Source organism: Bradyrhizobium daqingense (assembly GCF_021044685.1).
GTDB classification, from domain to species: domain Bacteria; phylum Pseudomonadota; class Alphaproteobacteria; order Rhizobiales; family Xanthobacteraceae; genus Bradyrhizobium; species Bradyrhizobium daqingense.
Genome location: NZ_CP088014.1, coordinates 4,046,705 through 4,062,560, shown reverse-complemented (window position 1 = coordinate 4,062,560; position 15,856 = coordinate 4,046,705). Strand labels below are relative to the sequence as shown.

General features: G+C 66.5%; 15 protein-coding genes and 2 riboswitches. Of the genes, 2 read left to right on the top strand and 13 right to left on the bottom strand.

Features of this window, described 5'->3' with window-relative positions:
- Nucleotides 1–4: 4 nt before the first annotated feature.
- From LPJ38_RS19215 to LPJ38_RS19205, 3 genes are all read right to left on the bottom strand, one after another.
- Nucleotides 5–1,609: an ABC transporter substrate-binding protein gene (locus LPJ38_RS19215; RefSeq protein WP_145627186.1), complete on the bottom strand. Its 1,605-nt coding sequence runs from the start codon at nt 1,607–1,609 to the stop codon at nt 5–7.
- 128 nt (nt 1,610–1,737) lie between these two features.
- Nucleotides 1,738–3,153, bottom strand: coding sequence for a PepSY domain-containing protein (locus tag LPJ38_RS19210; protein WP_145627188.1), 1,416 nt, complete (start codon nt 3,151–3,153; stop codon nt 1,738–1,740).
- A gap of 12 nt (nt 3,154–3,165) precedes the next feature.
- Entirely contained in the window at nt 3,166–5,487 is a 2,322-nt protein-coding gene (locus LPJ38_RS19205; protein WP_167520171.1) for a TonB-dependent receptor, read from the bottom strand.
- A 148-nt stretch (nt 5,488–5,635) separates the two neighbouring features.
- Nucleotides 5,636–5,838, bottom strand: a riboswitch (cobalamin riboswitch).
- Nucleotides 5,839–5,910: 72 nt separating this feature from the next.
- Here LPJ38_RS19205 and LPJ38_RS19200 point away from each other — a divergent pair.
- The gene (locus LPJ38_RS19200; protein ID WP_145627192.1) at nt 5,911–6,483 is read left to right on the top strand and encodes a histidine phosphatase family protein; all 573 of its coding nucleotides are present in this window, start codon (nt 5,911–5,913) and stop codon (nt 6,481–6,483) included.
- On the opposite strand, the gene cobT is transcribed toward LPJ38_RS19200, so the two are convergent.
- From cobT to cbiE, 8 genes are all read right to left on the bottom strand, one after another.
- A complete protein-coding gene (gene cobT, locus LPJ38_RS19195) occupies nt 6,476–7,528 on the bottom strand; it encodes a nicotinate-nucleotide--dimethylbenzimidazole phosphoribosyltransferase (protein WP_145627195.1) in 1,053 nt (350 codons plus the stop codon). The two genes, LPJ38_RS19200 and cobT, sit on opposite strands and share 8 nt — an antisense overlap.
- A 10-nt stretch (nt 7,529–7,538) precedes the next feature.
- Nucleotides 7,539–8,288: a precorrin-6A synthase (deacetylating) gene (gene cobF, locus LPJ38_RS19190; protein ID WP_145628333.1), complete on the bottom strand. Its 750-nt coding sequence runs from the start codon at nt 8,286–8,288 to the stop codon at nt 7,539–7,541.
- A 45-nt stretch (nt 8,289–8,333) separates the two neighbouring features.
- Nucleotides 8,334–9,011, bottom strand: a complete 678-nt coding sequence (locus LPJ38_RS19185; RefSeq protein ID WP_145627197.1) for an energy-coupling factor ABC transporter permease — start codon at nt 9,009–9,011, stop codon at nt 8,334–8,336.
- 37 nt (nt 9,012–9,048) lie between these two features.
- Nucleotides 9,049–9,268, bottom strand: a riboswitch (cobalamin riboswitch).
- A gap of 39 nt (nt 9,269–9,307) precedes the next feature.
- The gene (gene cobA / locus LPJ38_RS19180; protein ID WP_145627199.1) at nt 9,308–10,039 is read right to left on the bottom strand and encodes a uroporphyrinogen-III C-methyltransferase; all 732 of its coding nucleotides are present in this window, start codon (nt 10,037–10,039) and stop codon (nt 9,308–9,310) included.
- Nucleotides 10,036–11,346 carry a cobyrinic acid a,c-diamide synthase CobB gene (locus LPJ38_RS19175; protein WP_145627201.1) on the bottom strand — a complete coding sequence of 437 codons (1,311 nt, stop codon included), beginning with the start codon at nt 11,344–11,346 and terminating at the stop codon, nt 10,036–10,038. The genes cobA and LPJ38_RS19175 overlap by 4 nt, the downstream gene beginning before the upstream one ends.
- On the bottom strand, nt 11,346–12,128 hold the full coding sequence (cobM, locus tag LPJ38_RS19170; RefSeq protein WP_145627205.1) for a precorrin-4 C(11)-methyltransferase: 783 nt from the start codon (nt 12,126–12,128) through the stop codon (nt 11,346–11,348). The genes LPJ38_RS19175 and cobM overlap by 1 nt, the downstream gene beginning before the upstream one ends.
- Entirely contained in the window at nt 12,125–12,493 is a 369-nt protein-coding gene (locus tag LPJ38_RS19165; protein WP_167520172.1) for a cobalamin biosynthesis protein, read from the bottom strand. The genes cobM and LPJ38_RS19165 overlap by 4 nt, the downstream gene beginning before the upstream one ends.
- Complete coding sequence (cbiE, locus tag LPJ38_RS19160; protein ID WP_145627209.1) at nt 12,490–13,671, bottom strand: precorrin-6y C5,15-methyltransferase (decarboxylating) subunit CbiE; 1,182 nt, start codon at nt 13,669–13,671, stop codon at nt 12,490–12,492. Before cbiE ends, LPJ38_RS19165 begins: the two co-directional genes overlap by 4 nt.
- Here cbiE and LPJ38_RS19155 point away from each other — a divergent pair.
- Complete coding sequence (locus LPJ38_RS19155; protein WP_145627212.1) at nt 13,670–14,416, top strand: cobalt-precorrin-6A reductase; 747 nt, start codon at nt 13,670–13,672, stop codon at nt 14,414–14,416. The two genes, cbiE and LPJ38_RS19155, sit on opposite strands and share 2 nt — an antisense overlap.
- Here LPJ38_RS19155 and cobJ read toward each other — a convergent pair.
- Both cobJ and LPJ38_RS19145 read right to left on the bottom strand, forming a co-directional pair.
- Nucleotides 14,392–15,126, bottom strand: a complete 735-nt coding sequence (gene cobJ, locus LPJ38_RS19150; protein WP_145627216.1) for a precorrin-3B C(17)-methyltransferase — start codon at nt 15,124–15,126, stop codon at nt 14,392–14,394. The two genes, LPJ38_RS19155 and cobJ, sit on opposite strands and share 25 nt — an antisense overlap.
- Nucleotides 15,123–15,854, bottom strand: coding sequence for a precorrin-2 C(20)-methyltransferase (locus LPJ38_RS19145; RefSeq protein ID WP_145627219.1), 732 nt, complete (start codon nt 15,852–15,854; stop codon nt 15,123–15,125). The genes cobJ and LPJ38_RS19145 overlap by 4 nt, the downstream gene beginning before the upstream one ends.
- Nucleotides 15,855–15,856: the final 2 nt, after the last annotated feature.

Here is a 15,856-nt window from a genome sequence, read left to right as displayed (position 1 = left end):
GCGATCATGCGGACTTCGACACTCCCCAGAAGAACGGCAGCGGCCCCTTGGTGATACCCGAAACGTTCTTGCGCCAGGCCGTGTAGGTCAGGAAGAAACCGGTCGGCGCATAGACGACGTCGTCGAGCGCGGCCTTGTTGAGGCGGCCGACCGCGGCCTTTTCCTCATCGAGGCTCTTGGCCTCGAACCAGGATACCACCTCCTTCTCGGCGCCGGCGCTGGTGGGCCAGCCGAACCATGCCTTGTCGCCATTGGCGCGAATGGCGGTGTAGGAGGCAGGCGTGATGCAATCGGCGCCGGCATGCCAGCTGTGGAACATGTTCCAGCCGCCCTGTCCCGGCGGCGTCTTGGCGGCGCGACGCGAGCCGACCGTGCCCCAATCGGTGGCGACGAAATCGACGTTCATGCCGAGCTTCTTCAGCAGGTCGGCGGTGACGTCGCCTTGTGCCTTCGTGATCGGCTGGTCCTGCGCCACCAGACACGTCACCGGCTGGCCGGCATAGCCGCTCTCGGCCAGCAGCTTTTTGGCGGCGTCGAAGTCGCGCTTGCCCTTCAGGATCTCGCCGCCCATCTCGCTGTAGAGTGGCGTGCCCGGCGTGAAGAACCCGGGCAGCGACTTCCACAATGCGTCGTCGTCACCGACGATGGCGCGCATATAGTCTTCCTGGCTGAGCGCCATCAGCACCGCGCGCCGCGCCCGCACATCGTTGAACGGCGCGAATAGATGGTTCATGCGGAACGAGCCGATATTGCCGAGAGGATCGCCGATATCGACACTGATGTTCTTGTTCTTCTTCAGCACGGGCACGAGGTCGGCGATCGGGTTCTCCCACCAGTCGACTTCGCCGTTCTGCAATGCGGCCGCGGCGGTCGCGGGGTCCGGCATCACGATCCATTCCACGCGGTCGACCATGATCTGCTTGCCGCCGGCGAGCCAGGATGCCTTCTCCTGCCGCGGGACGTAGTCGGCGAACTTCTCGAACACGGCCTTGGCGCCCGGGACCCACTCGCCCTTGGCGAACTTCATCGGACCCGAGCCGACATATTCGGTGATCTGCTTGAAAGGATCGGTCTTGGCGATGCGCTCGGGCATGATGAAGGAGCACGGCGCGTTGTTCTTCGCCAGCGCGTAGAGCATCTTCGGGAACGGCTGCTTCAGCACCCATTTGAAGGTGCGGTCATCGACGGCGGTCAATTCCTGCTGGATCGGGATGATCATCAGGCCCATCGGATCGCGCGCGGCCCAACGCGACAGGCTCGCGACGACGTCCTTGGCCAGCACCGGCTCGCCGTCGTGGAACTTGAGGCCGGGGCGCAGCTTGAACGTCCAGGTCTTGCCGTCGTCGGAGGTCTCCTCGGACTCGACCATCTGCCGCTGCGGCTGGAGTTGCGCATCGATGCCGTAGAGCGTGTCCCACACCATCGCGGCGGCATTGCGCACGACATATTGGGTGCCCCAGATCGGATCGAAATTGGCAAGGTTGGCCTGAGGCACGAATCGCAGCGTGCGCGCGGAGGCACCTTGCGAGAGCGCAGGCGCTGCGAGGCCGCCCGTCAATGCCAGACCGCCCGCGCCAGCCAGTCCCTTCAATACGGTCCTGCGATCCATGAAGTCCTCCCATTATTGCCGTGATGTCGGCCATCATTGGCCAAGGGCGGGTGAAACCAGAGCCCATTGGCTTGCAAATGGTATGCCACTAATTCCGCCTTCGCCAGCGGGATTTGGCTGCGATTGGATCAGCGCAAGCGCCGCCAGCCGATGACGATGCCGGTGACGGAGAACACGAGCCCGAGCGCGCAGAGGCCGACGATCAGGACGTCGCGCAGCCGCGGATGGGTCAGCAGGATCGGGAAATCGAGCGTGTGCAATGCGCTGTAGAGCCAGCGGTAGGCCCGCCGGGATGGATCCAGTCTTTGCAGCATGCGGCCGTCGGAGCCGTCGATGTCAAACCAGAGATTGCCGCAATGCGAGCGGTAGACCGGTGCACCTGGGATGATGGATTGGACCGGATAGGCGTCGTTGTCGGCGAGCACTGATGGTGCGGCGCAGCCGGCGGCCAGACTTGCCGTCAACTCCGCGACCTCCCGCACGTCCAGAAATGGCAGACCTCCATCACGCGGCGAGTCCCCTGATCTGATCAACGTCTGCTCGCCGAGAGAAACTCGATCACGCCGATAGACATCGCCGTTGAACCCAAACCATTCGGCCTCCCGCGCGGACGGAGATATCGGTTGCCGATTGAGCGATGCGGCCGTCCAATCCGGTGTGGCATTGACGACACGGGCTTCGGCAGCGGTCAATTGACCGCGCGAGAACAGCCGGCCGTGATCCATCGAGAGCCAGCCGCTGAAGATCCAGGACAGCACGAACACCGTCGCTGCGAGACCCATCAGGTGATGCAGCGCATGCCAGCCGCGGTAAGGCGTGGAGATCCGCCCTTTGCGAAGCTTGATCCGCGCGATCCCGAGCACCGTCCCGAGCACCGCCGCGATCAGGGCCAGCAGCGACAAGGTCCAGACCACGCGGTCCCATAGCGCCCAATTGCTGCGCAGAACCGTCGGGTAGATCCAGTGCAGCACGCTGCCGACGAGATTCCAGCCGCGCTCGCTGCGCGTCGTGTCGAGGACGACCTCGCCGGTCAGCGACGAGACGTAGAGTTCCGTTCCCGCGGCATCGCCGAGAGCGGCGCGAAACAGCGGCCTGTGGCGATCGAAGCCGTTGGGCACGCTCCATTGATCGTAGTCCGATCGCGCGACGACCGCGACGCGTGCACCGTCGAGCCCGCGCTGACGCGCATGTGCTTGCAGGATAGTGAGTGCGACATCGGCTGATGTCACCGATGCATCCCGTCCGTCGGAAGCATGGATCGCGCGCGAACGGGATGGTCCCGACACGATGTAGACCGCGCCATCGCTCCGCTGGATCAGCCGAACACGCGTGGCATCCGCGATGCCGCTCGCCGCGACGGCGTCTGCGATCGAGATCCTGGTCTCGTTGCGATCCAGCGGCGCGAGTCCGTCAAATCGCTCCGCTTCCGTCAGCGACGGGAACGGAACGAAGTGCATAACGATGCCGGTCGCGAACCACATCGCGAACAGCAGGCAGAACGCGATCCCGAGCCAGCGGTGCAACAGGACGATCGCGCTCATCATGCGCTCACGACCTCACCATTTGAATGCCGCCGAGAGCTCATAGGTCCGCGGCGCGCCAAGCAGGATCTGATCGGGATAGAACGGATCGCCCCAGATCGCGTAGCGCTTGTCGGTGATGTTGCGCACGCGGAAGGCCAGGCGGGCCTGATCGGCCGCGCCAAACACGGTCTTGGGAATATCGACGAAGGCATAGACGTCTGCGACCGTGTAGGCCTTCATCGTCACGACGTTGGCGTCCGTGTTGTAACGGTCGCCGACATGGCGGCCGATGATGCCCAGCTCCACCGGCCAGGGCGTGAACAAGCGGTACGACGCGCCGGCATTCGCGACGATGCGCGGTACGTTCGGTGGCGTGTTGCCGGAGAACGAGCCGCCGACGAAATTGTAGTCGGCATAGCGCGCATCGACATAGGCGATGTTGGCCCACAGCCGCAGCGGCTCGATCGGCCGCACCGATGCGGCAAGCTCGACGCCCTTGGATTCCTGCCGCCCGGCGATGTTGAGCTGCATGCCGCCGGCCGCGGCATAGACATTCTTGCGCAGGATGTCGTACGCCGAGAACGACCACTCCGCCCTGTTATCCCAGAACAGGTGCTTGACCCCGGTCTCATAGGTGCGCGCGGTGGTCAGATCGAGCGGTTGGGCCGGGCTCAGCAGGAAGATGTTGTTGGCTGCGACGTCGGCGCCGGTGGCGTACTGGCTGAAGAAGGTCAGCCCGGGAATGGCCTCCCAGGTGTAGCCGATGCGCCCCGTTACCGGGGCCCAGTCTTTCGTGAACGGGAAGCCCGCTCTGACCAGCCCAGCGGAATTGGTTGAATTGCGATCGAGACCGATGTGCTCGACACGCAGGCCGCCGATCAGCGCAAAGCTGCGCGTCAGCTTCAGCCGGTCCTCGAACGACAGCGCCTCGTTGTCGATGCGCGCGGTCTGCTGCTGCGTCGTGAGCAGTCCGTAAAATCCGCGATTGGGATCGACCAGCGAAACGGAATCGCCGGGAAAGTTGGCCGCGCCGGGCCTGACGAAATCGAGATAGCTCGACGACACCGTCGTGACGAGGCGATTGTCGAAGCCTGCAATATTGGAGTCCCAGATCAGGTCGGTGATGTTGCCGACCAGACGCTGGCTGTGCGCGACATAGAAGCGCTCGCGGTCGACCAGGTTGGTGGTGGAATTGAACGCCTCGATCTCGTTGTTGAACCAGGTCCGTTCCGCGCCGTAGCCATAGGCCTGGCTCTTCAGCGTCAGGTCAGGCGCCAGCTTTAGCTCGAAGCCGCCCCGCAGCCAGACCTCCTGCGCCACGTTGCGATTGTCGAGCACGTTGTAATTGGTGTTGAAGGTGCGGTCGTCGATGGTGACAGGGCCGAGATTGGTTCCGTTGTAGTTCGAGACGTAATTGCCGGAGACGATGCCGCTCGTCGCGTGCGCGCCGCTATAGGCCATCGCCACCAGCGGTGCGCCCCAATAGGCTTTCGAGCGATCCTCGCGGTACTCGATCGCGCCCCAGATCTTGAGACTATCGGAGACGCGGTAATTGAGCTGGCCGGACGTGCCGAACGTCTTGACGTTGGTATCGTCGGCAAAGCCGTTGAGCGTGGAGCGGCTGATGTCGAAGCGATAGTCGAGGCCTTGCACATTGGTGCTGCCGCCCGAGCCGTAATGAGTGCGAAACGAGTTCAGCGAGTCCCAGGAGAAGTCCGCCTCATTGCGGATCGCGCCGGTATGCGGCTGCTTTGTGACAAAATTGATCGCGCCGCCGGCGGCGCCCTCGCCCGAGATCAGCGAGGCCGGGCCTTTCAGGAATTCCACCGCCTCCAGATTGGCAGTGTCGACGATCCGCGAGGTCATGTTCTGCGGACCGATCTTGATGCCGTTGTAGAGCGTGTTGATCTGGCTGTTGGTGAAGCCGCGCATGGAGAAGGCCGCAGGCTCGGCCGGGTTGTCGCCGGCAGTGACGCCGACCGCGCCCTGCGCCACCTCGGACACGGTGCGATAGCCCTGCTCGCGCATGGTCTCGGCCGAGATGACTTCGACGGTCGCGGGCGTCTGCCGTACGGTCAGGCCGAGCCGCGAGGCGCTTTCGGCCACCGCATTGCTGTTGAGCGGCGTCGTTGCCGCGGCGGTCGGCGCGACGGGCTTTGGTGCTGCAGATGCGGTCGCTGGCCGGCGCGCAGGCGCACGGCGTGCGCTCTGCGCCTCCCGGCTCACCGGCCTTGCCTGTTTGCGGGGTTGAGCGGGAGACACTTCGACCGGCGGCAGTGGCTCGCGAACCTGTTGCGCCAGGGCGGTCGGCATATCGATGACGGCGAAGGACGTGAGCGCCGCAGACGCGAGCATGAATTTGCGCGGTCGTGTACTGGGGATGGAAGACACGGTTGGGCCTCGGTATGACGTCAGTGGCACGTCACCGCGAACGAGGCCTCATCCTGGGCTTGTCAGCCGTTCGATGAAGCCGATGTCTGTACTCCCCGACCGACATCTTCGCGTGTGACCACGGCTGACGGCAGGTCTCCTGGCTCGCGGGTCGTGACCGCTTCGTCGCCTTCCCGGGACCGAGGACCCAGTGGCTCGTGACGAAGGATTCACCGCTTACAGTTGCGGGGGCAGCAGCGGCATTGGGGACAATCTTCCCCGCACCGCATTCCCTTTTCATTCCCTCTCGGGAAAACCGTCGCGAGCATCTAGGATTACCGCCAAGACAGAGTCAATGTGCCAGATGCGGCGCTATGGCCACACTGACCAACTTCCTTGGAGACGAGCATGGAAGGCGAGACCTTCCTCTGGCTGATACGGCATGCGCCGGTCGACGGCATCAAGGGGACGATCCATGCGGCCGACGCGCCGGCCGACCTCGGCGATCTCGCGCAGTTGCAGGCTCTACGGCAGCGCCTGCCGAAAGACGTTGCGAGCTATGCGAGCCCGTCGCGACGCACGGTGGAAACCGCGCAAGCGCTGGGGTTCGCGCCCAAGCTGATGTCCGAATTCAGCGAGCAGGATTTTGGCGAATGGACCGGTCGTCGGCACGACGACATCGCCGCGGATGGCGAGGCGGCCTATGCGCAGTTCTGGCGCGAACCGGCGCGCGGGCGGCCGCCGGGCGGCGAGAGCTTCGAGGATCAGGTCGCGCGTGTCCGGCTTGGACTCTCGCGGATCGGCCCGGGCTCAGCGGCGCTCGTCGTACATTCCGGCACGATCCGCGCGGCGCTGTCCATCGCGCTGGATCTCACGCCCGAAGCCGCGCTGCGCTTCGTGATCGATCCGCTGTCGCTGACCCGGATCGACCGGCTCGCCAGCGGCTGGCGTGTCGTGTCGGTCAATCAGCGGATCAGCTAGGCCTATCAGGCACGTTGGCCTGCGCGAACGTCGCCATGCCGTTGTGGAGGCTGCAAGCGAGGCGCACCAGCGGCAGCGCGATTGCGGCGCCGGAGCCTTCGCCGAGCCTGAGATCGAGGCTGATCAGCGGCTGAACGTTGAGCGCGCGCAGCACCAGCCGATGCCCCTGCTCCGCCGATTGGTGCGACGGCAGCAGGAATGGCCGGCACGACGGATTGAGCCGCACCGCCGCCAGCGCCGCGACCGAGACGATGAAGCCATCCATCAAAACGGGAATGCGGGCTTGCGCAGCCGCAATGATCGCACCTGAGATCGCCGCGATCTCGAGACCGCCGACCGCGCGCAGGATGTTTTCGGGCGACGCCCCCGCAATGCCATGGCGCGCGATCGCGGCGTCGATGACGCGTGCCTTGTGCGCGCGGCCGGCGGCGTCGATGCCGGTGCCGCTGCCGGCGATTTCCTCGGCACTGATGCCGAGCAGGCTCGCGGCAATCGCCGCCGACGCCGTGGTGTTGCCGATGCCCATCTCGCCGAAGATCAGGAGATCAGGCTGATTGGCGGCTGCGCGCGCAACGGCGCGCTGGCCTGCCTCGAACGCGAATGCCAGCTCCGCCGGTTCGAGCGCAGCTTCGGCACTGAAGTCGCGCGTCCCGGCGCGCGGCTTGTCCGTGACGATGCCCGCCATCTCCCCTTGCGCCAGCGTGCCGGCGTCGACTACCTCCAGGCTGGAGCCGAGCTCGCGCGCCAGCACCGAAATCGCGGCGCCCCCGGAGGCGAAATTCGCCATCATCGCGATGGTCACTTCCTGCGGATAGGCCGAGACGCCCTGCGCGACGATGCCGTGATCGCCGGCGAAGACGATGATCGGCACGCACGCGGCGCGCGGTTGCTCCGTTGCCTGCAGGCCCGCAAGCTCGATGGCGAGCTGCTCCAGCCGTCCGAGCGCGCCGGTCGGCTTCGTCAGTTGCGCCTGCCGCACGACTGCCGCCTCGCGAGGAGCCGCGGAGATTTCGGGGCACTGCCGGTAGACCCATTCGGGGAGCATGCTGCCTCGCTTACGTCAGGCGCTTGAGAACGTAGCTGTCCATGATCCAGCCATGCCGCTCGCGCGCTTCCTGCCGCATCGCGACGATACGCGGACCGGCGTCGGCCAGCGCGCCGGACAAGATGATCTGATCCTGCATGCCGAGATAGGCGCCCCACCAGATGTGAAGACCGGCCGGATCGAGCGACTGAAACGCCGTGCCGCCATCGAGCATCACCACCACGGTATCGACGCCTTGCGGCCAACCGCCTTCGCGTAGGCGGCGCCCGGTCGTCACCAGGAACGGCTCGCCGATGTCGTTGAGCGGCAGCGCATGCGCCGCGCACAATGCCTGGATCGAGGTGATGCCGGGCACGACCTCGATATCGGGCAATGGGTCGAGCCGGCGCGCAATCCGCAGCGAGGAATCATAGAGAGAAGGATCGCCCCAGATCAGCAACGCGACCTTGCCATCGCCTTCGAGATGATCCGCGATCGTCTGCGACCAGGTCGCGGCGACCGCATCGTGCCAATCGTCCACGCCTTTGCGATAATCCACCTCGCTTGCGTCGCGCACGGGAAGATCGAACTCGGCAATCCGCGTGCGCGCGCTGGTGAGCACGTCCGCGCAGATCGTCCGCCGCAGATCCGCAAGATCGGATTTCGCCGTCCCCTTGCGCGGGATCAGGACGAGATCGGCCGCGTTGATGGCAGCGATTGCGGCGCGCGTGAGCTGCGCGGGATCGCCGCAACCGATGCCTATCAGGGAGAGCGCGAGCATGACGAGCGCAAAGGGCGGCCGCACCGGCCACCCTCCGCTGATCTCTTACGCCGCGTTGTGCAGGCGCGGCGTGACGAGGCCGGGCGCAGTGACGCCACGCACGGACTTCGCCAGGGCCAGCACAGCAAGATCGGCCAGCGGCTCGATCACGATGACCAGCGCATAGGAGGCCGCGAAGGTCGCGATGCTGGCGAGGTTGGTCATGGCGAAGCCTGAGCCGTAGAGCGCCCAGAACGCCACCCAGGCGACAACACCCGCTTGATAGGTGGTCGAAAGCGCCAGCGCCTGACCGTATTTCAAATCGACATAGGCGGTGTTGCGCGGAATGATGCGCGAGGCGATGGCCTGGATCGCGAACAGCGGCACCAGCAGCGTGGTGACGTTCATGCCGTATTGCGGCAGGTCCACCGGCTCGAACAGCAGGCCCTGAAGCAGCAGTCCGAAGGCGAGACCGAAGGCGGCAGGCGCCGCGCCGAACAGAAGAAACAAGGTCGAGCCGAGGATGAAGTGCACTTCCGATACCCCGACCGGGAAGTGCGGCAGGATCTCGAAGAAGACGAACACGAGGGCCGTGGTGGCCAGCGTGCGCGCGGCGAACGAGCCAATGCCCTGCTCGCGCACGGTTTCGACCGCAAGCTTCAAGGCGACGCCGCCTGCGGCGATGCCGGTTGCGTAACTCAGCACGAGCTTGGCGCCCGTCACCAATCCTGGTTCGATATGCATGGCTCAGATCCTTCCTGCCGTCACACCCGACGGCCTTGGCCTCAAAACATGCACGGCCGGTCTCCCGGCTCGCGGTTCACTGGGGTTCTCCGGCCTTCCCGTGCCTTGCGGCCCAGGGGCTGATCGGAGCCCCTCACCGCTTACAGTCGCGGGGGCGGCTGGGGTTTTGGACGCCGCAACTGGGTCCGCCCATCCCCATTCCCGATTATGCTCCGGCGCTTTGCGCCGCGTCGAGCACCATGCCCCTCCTCTGTGCCCCTTTCGCAGAGCCTGCGTCAAGGCCTGAAGGGTTGCCATCATGACCGATCATCCCCCGCGAGCGCCCCGAACAGGATGACGGCAGCCGTGGAAGCGGCGCCGCCGCGCGCAAGCTGCTCGGCCAGCTCGGCAATGGTGGTGCGCACCAGCCGCTCGTCGGAACGGCCAAGCGATTCCGCGAACAGCGCCGGCGTATCCGCAGCGAGGCCGTGTTCGATCAATCTTGCGGCAAGCGCCGGAAAGGTGCGCCGGCCCATATAGACCACGGTGGTCGCCTCCGGATCCGCCAATGCCGCCCAATTCAGGTTCGGCGGCAGCTCGCCGGTGACGTCCGCTCCAGTCAAGAACTGGACCCGCCGCGAGGTGTGGCGCCGGGTGAGGGGGATGCCGGCTTGCGCGGCAGCGACGCAAGCGGATGTGACGCCGGGAATGATCTCGTAGCCGATGCCGGCCTCGCGCAACGTCTCCAGCTCCTCCTCGAGCCGGCCGAAAATGCCGGCATCGCCGGACTTCAGCCGCACCACGCGCGCGCCTGTTACGGCATAGTCGACCAAAAGGCGGTTGACGTGGTGCTGCTTGGTCGAGGGCCGTCCGGCCCGCTTCCCCACCGCGACGAGATTGGCGCCCGGCCGGGCGAGATCGAGGATCGCGCCGGAGGCGAGATCGTCATAGAGCACGACATCGGCCTCGCGCAGCCGCGCCGCGCCCTTCACCGTGAGCAGTTCGGGATCGCCGGGGCCGGCGGAGACGAAGGAGACAAACCCGCTCACCGGTCCTCCGAGATCAGATGGAAGAACGTGCCGGTGGCGTGGCCTCGCCGCGAGCCGGTCTCGGCGATGACAGCGCCCGTTGCATCGTGGACGACTGCCAGTGGCGTGTCGGGCTGTGCCAGGATGGTCGAATAGTGGAACTCATGCCCGCGCAAACGCGCGCCGGCCTGATGTCCCGGCATCGGCGCAGCCAGTTCGGCAAGACGATAGCCCAGATGCATGCGGCGCTTGGCAAAGCTGGTCTCCAGACCGAGGAGCCCCGCCATCTCATGGCTGATACCGTCGGCATCGGTCAATGCAGCCCCCAGCACCATATAGCCTCCGCATTCGCCATGCACCGGCCGCGTCTCGGCGAAGGAGCGCAGGCTGCTGCGAAAGCGTGCATTGGCTGCGATCCTGCCGGCATGAAGCTCGGGATAGCCGCCGGGCAGCCAGCAGACGTCGGCGCTCGCGTCGGGCGCTTCATCGGCTAGCGGCGAGAACGGCACGATCTCGGCGCCGGCCGCGCGCCAGGCTTCCAGCATGTGCGGATAGACGAAGGAGAATGCCGCATCGCGGGCGAGCGCAATGCGCTGACCCGGCGGCGTCACGTTCAGGCCGTTCGCAGCAGGTTGCGGTGACCAACCCGCTGCGGCTCGCAGCACCGCATCGAGATCGACATGCTCGGCGACGAAGCGTGCGGCCTCGTCGATCAGCTTGCCGATTTCGGCCTGCTCCTCGGCCTGCACGAGGCCGAGATGCCGCTTCGGCAGGCTGATCTCGGCATGGCGCGGCAGTGCGCCGAACACGGCGATGCCTGAATCGTTCAGCGCCCGCCGCACGAGATCCTCGTGACGCGGACTGGCGACGCGGTTGAGCACGACGCCGGCAAGGCGCACGCCCTTGCGGTAGTCGCGAAGGCCGGCAGCGATCGCCGCCGCAGTCTGCGCCTGACCGGAAGGATCAATCACCAATACAACGGGCCAGCCCAGCATCTCAGCAATGTCTGCGGTGGCTCCCGTGCCGGAGACGCCGCGTGCGGCGACACCGTCGAACAGGCCCATCGAGCCCTCGGCGAGCACGACATCGGCGTCAGCACCACGGCTGACGAGATGCGCGATGGTGCCGCGATCCATCGCCCAGCTGTCGACATTGACGGAGACGCGTGCCGTGGCGGCGGCATGAAACGCAGGATCGATATAGTCGGGGCCGCTCTTGAAGCACTGCACGTTCAGGCCGCGATTGCGCCAAGCGCGAGCGAGCGCAAGCGTCAGCGTGGTCTTGCCGACGCCTGATGCGGGGGCGGAGATGACGAGGCCGGTTGCCATCACGGCACCTCCGGAAAGCGCGGCTCGGCCCCGACCGGCCGATAGCGGCGGTCGTAGTCGGCGGCATAGAGGCGGCTCTCGTCAAAATCCGCGGTGCCCAGCGTCTTGCCGACAAGGATCAACGCAGTGCGCTCCATCTCGGTGCCCACGGCCGCATCGAGCGTGCCGAGCGTCGCACGAACGATCCGCTGATCCGGCCAGCTCGCGCGCCAGACGATTGCGACCGGGCAGTCCGCGCCGTAATGCGGCGTCAGCTCGGCGATCACCTTGTCGAGCAGATGGATGGAGAGATGGACCGCGAGCACCGCGCCGGTGGCAGCGAAGGCGGCGAGCTTCTCGCCTTCCGGCATTGCGCTGGCGCGGCCCGGCGTGCGCGTCAGCACGACAGTCTGGGCAAGGCCCGGCAACGTGAGTTCGGCTTCCAGCGCCGCGGCAGCGGCGGAGAAGGACGGCACGCCCGGCGTAACCGTATAGGGAATGCCGAGCGCGCGCAGACGACGGAGCTGCTCGCCCATCGCCGACCAGACCGAGAGATCGCCGGAATGCAGGCGAGCCACATCCTTGCCCTCCGCATGCGCCGCGGCGATCTCCGCAACGATCTCGTCGAGCGACAGCGGCGCGGTGTTGACGATGCGCGCACCTGGCGGGCAATGCGCCAGCACGCCCTCCGGCACGAGCGAGCCGGCATAAAGACAGACCGGCGAGGCCGCAATCAGATCGCGGCCGCGCAATGTCAGGAGATCGGCCGCGCCCGGACCGGCGCCGATGAAATGCACCGTCATGCGCCCTCTCCTTCGGCGATCGCGGCGGTCGCGGTGCGATCCTGCGAGATTGTTCGCGTCGCAATCAGGCGCGCGCGAGGGCCGGCGGCTGCCAGCGCCGCGGCTTCGGCGACCGATCCGGTGCCGAACTTTTCCGCGATGCGCATGGACTGCGTCGGCGTGTCGATGCCAGCCAGCGTTTCTGCCGGAATGGCCCTGATCGGCAGGCCGCATTCGTGCGCGAGCTGCTTCAACGCCTGCGCGTCGGCCTTGTCGCTGATGGTGGCGACCGCAGCAAGGCCTTCGGGTCCGCCAGCCGCCAGCAGTGCATCGCGCAACGCCGCCAGCGTCACATCCTGCCTGAATCCGAATCCGGCGACCTTCATCGGATCGCGCTCCACTGCACGACAGGCCGCACCGCCTCCCAGGAGCGATAGCGCCCGAGTGGAGCGGCATGTGCAATGTCGACTCGCATCAGCTCGCCGCCGTGGCGCTGATGCAGCTCGCCGAGCAGCGCTTCGGTCTCCAGCGTGACCGAATGTGCAACCAGCCGAGCGCCCGGAGGCAGTCGGGACCAGATCGCTTCGAACATCGCGCTATCGAGACCACCGCCGATGAAGACGGCATCCGGCGGATCCAGCGCGGCGAGAGCTTCGGGCGCGCTCCCCGCGACGATTGCTATGCGATGCGCCAAGCCAAAAGCAGCCGCATTGCTGCGAATGTTGGCGGCGCGATGTTCGCGCACCTCGATTGCGATCGCCATCCCGCCGCACAGCGCCCACTCGACCGAGATCGAACCCGAGCCGGCGCCGATGTCCCACAACCGTTCGCTGGATCGCGGCGCCAGCGCCGAAAGCGCGAGCGCACGCACCGGCCGCTTGGTGATCTGACCGTCATGGACGAAGAGATCGTCCGAAAGGCCCGAGCTGCGGGGAGTGCCCTGCGTCCCCCTCGCCTCCACCGCTATTGCGAGCAGGTTTCCAGCGAGATCATCAGCAAAGTCCTTCGCGCAATACTCCCGGACATTTTCGCGGGGACCGCCGAGCGCGGCGAGAGTCCAGAATGCAGAAGCACCCCAGCCCCGCTCCGTCAGCCACCTCGCGAGATCGCCGGCGGCCTTGCCATCACGCACGAGGCAAATGATCCGCGCGCCACGCGCGAGATGCGGAACGAGACGCTCAAATGGGGCGGCGTGCAGGCCGAGACAAATCACGGATTCCAGGCGCCAGCCCAGCCGCGCGGCCGCGAGCGAGAAGGTCGACGGTGCGGGATGCGCGATCCACTCGTCGCGACCGAGCTTCTCGGCAAGGCTTGCGCCGGCGCCATGCCAGAACGGATCGCCGGAGGCGAGCACAGCCGTGGGCCGGCCGCGGCAGCTCAGCACGACATCGGCATCGAAAGGCACCGGCCATGGACGGCCGCGGCTGCCGACATCCGCGAGCGCAAGATGACGCTCGCCGCCGAACACCGTTTCCGCCCTTGCAAGCGCCTTTCGGCTTGCCTCGGAGAGCCCGGCAAGGCCATCTTCGCCGATACCGATGATGGTCAGCCAGGGATCAGACATGATTCGCGCCCTCGTTCTGGGCGGAACTGCCGATGCGAGCCTGCTCGCCGCGGAGATCGCGCGCGCGGGCATCGAGGCCGTCTATTCCTATGGCGGACGCACACGCGCGCCGGCCGACCAGCCGCTGCCGACCCGCATCGGCGGCTTCGGCGGCGCGAGCGGGCTTGCCGACTATATTCGCCGCGAAGCCATCACGCATGTGATCGACGCGACGCATCCCTTCGCGGCTGAGATGAGCCGCAATGCTGTCGCGGCCTGTGCGGAAACTGGTACGCCGTTGGTTGCGCTTGAGCGTGCGCTCTGGACCAAAGCGCCTGGCCACGACTGGATCGAAGTCGCCGACGTCAAGGCCGCCGTCGCCGCACTGCCCGAGACGTCGGCAAACGTATTCCTCGCCATTGGTCGCCAGCACATCGCGCCGTTCGCGAGCAAGCCACAGCACATCTACACACTGCGCTTCGTCGACCCGCCCGAAGCGCCACTGCCCTTCGCGGCCGATGTCATCGTGTCGCGCGGCCCCTTCACCCTCGACGGCGAGTTGGAGATGATGCGCACGCGCGGCATCGCCTGGCTCGTCGCCCGCAATTCCGGCGGTGACGGCGCGCGCGCCAAGATCGAGGCGGCCCGCATGCTCGGCCTGCCCGTGATCATGATCTCGCGGCCGCAACTGCCCGAGCGGTCGCGGGTCGAGAGCGTGGCCGAGATCATGCAGTGGCTTGGTCATCGGACCTGCCTCGGCGCATAGACCCAGCGGCCGACGCGGCGCGTCTGTGAATTTCCGATGATCACCAACGTGCGCATATCCGCCATGTCGGGTGTCGCTTCGTTCAGCGTGACGGTCTCGATCTTCTCGTCGGCAGCACTGATCGCCCGAGCGAAAATCACCAAACGCTCACCGCATCCGGCCTCTTTCAAAACCGCAAGCGCGCGGCCGAATCCTTCCGGCCGGCTCGCCGAGCGCGGATTGTACATCGCGATGGCGAAATCGGCCTCCGCGGCAAGCCGCAAGCGCTTCTCGATCATCGCCCACGGTTTGAGATTGTCGGAGAGATTGATCGCGCAGAAATCATGGCCGAGCGGCGCGCCGGCGCGGGCGGCCGCCGCGAGCATCGCGGTGACCCCAGGCAGCACGCGGATCGACAGCGCCTGCCATTGCGGCGCCCGTTCGAGCGCCTCAAACACGGCAGACGCCATCGCGAACACGCCGGGGTCGCCCGAGGAGACGACCACGACCTGCCCGCCTTCGGCCGCGAGCCGCAAGGCTTCATGCGCGCGCTGCAGCTCTTCGCGGTTGTCCGACGGATGCAGGGTGAGCCCTGCGCGCGGCGGCACACGCGCGACATAGGGCGCATAGCCCAGAATGTCGGTGGCGGCTGCGAGCGCGGCGGAGACTTCCGGCGTCACCAGCGTGTCGCTGCCCGGCCCAAGGCCCGCGATGGTCAGCGTGCCCGTCATTCGGCGGCGCCCGGATGCCGGCCCTTGCCGTGCACGAGCACGATCGCGAAATATGGACAATCGCCGGCATCGATCTCGGCGAGCCGCACGACACGCTCGCCCGGCATGGTGCCGCGCTCGACCAGCCAGGCATCGTCCAGCCGGCCGGCGGCTGAGAGCGCGCGGCGCACCTTTGCGAGATTGCGGCCGGTCTTCATGACGACGAGCGCATCGGAATCGCGCATGCGCCGTTCGAGTTCCTCTTCGGCGAGCGTTCCCATCAGCACAGTCGTGACGTCGTCGCCGAGCGCGATCGGCTGGCCGACGCCGTTCCAGCAGCCGACCATGCCGGGAATGCCCGCGATCACCTCGATCTCAACGCGGCCTTGCAGGCGCGTGTGCAGATGCATGAACGAGCCGTAGAAATAGGGATCGCCCTCGCAGAGCACGACGACGTCGACCGCGCGTGCAAGCCGCGCCAGGCGCTCGGCCCATTCGTCATAGAAGCCGGCGAGCAACTGGACGTATTCGGCGCTATCGAAAGCGATCTCGGTGGTGACCGGATATTCCATGGGATATTCGGCGACGTCAGGCGCCAGCATGCCCTCGACGATGCGGCGCGCCTGGCCTGGCCGACCCTTCTTGCGGAAATAAGCAACGTGGCCAGCGCCGCGCACCGTGCGGTCGGCGCGCACGCTCATCAAGTCTGGATCGCCGGGGCCGAGACCGCAGCAGATGATGCGCCCCATGA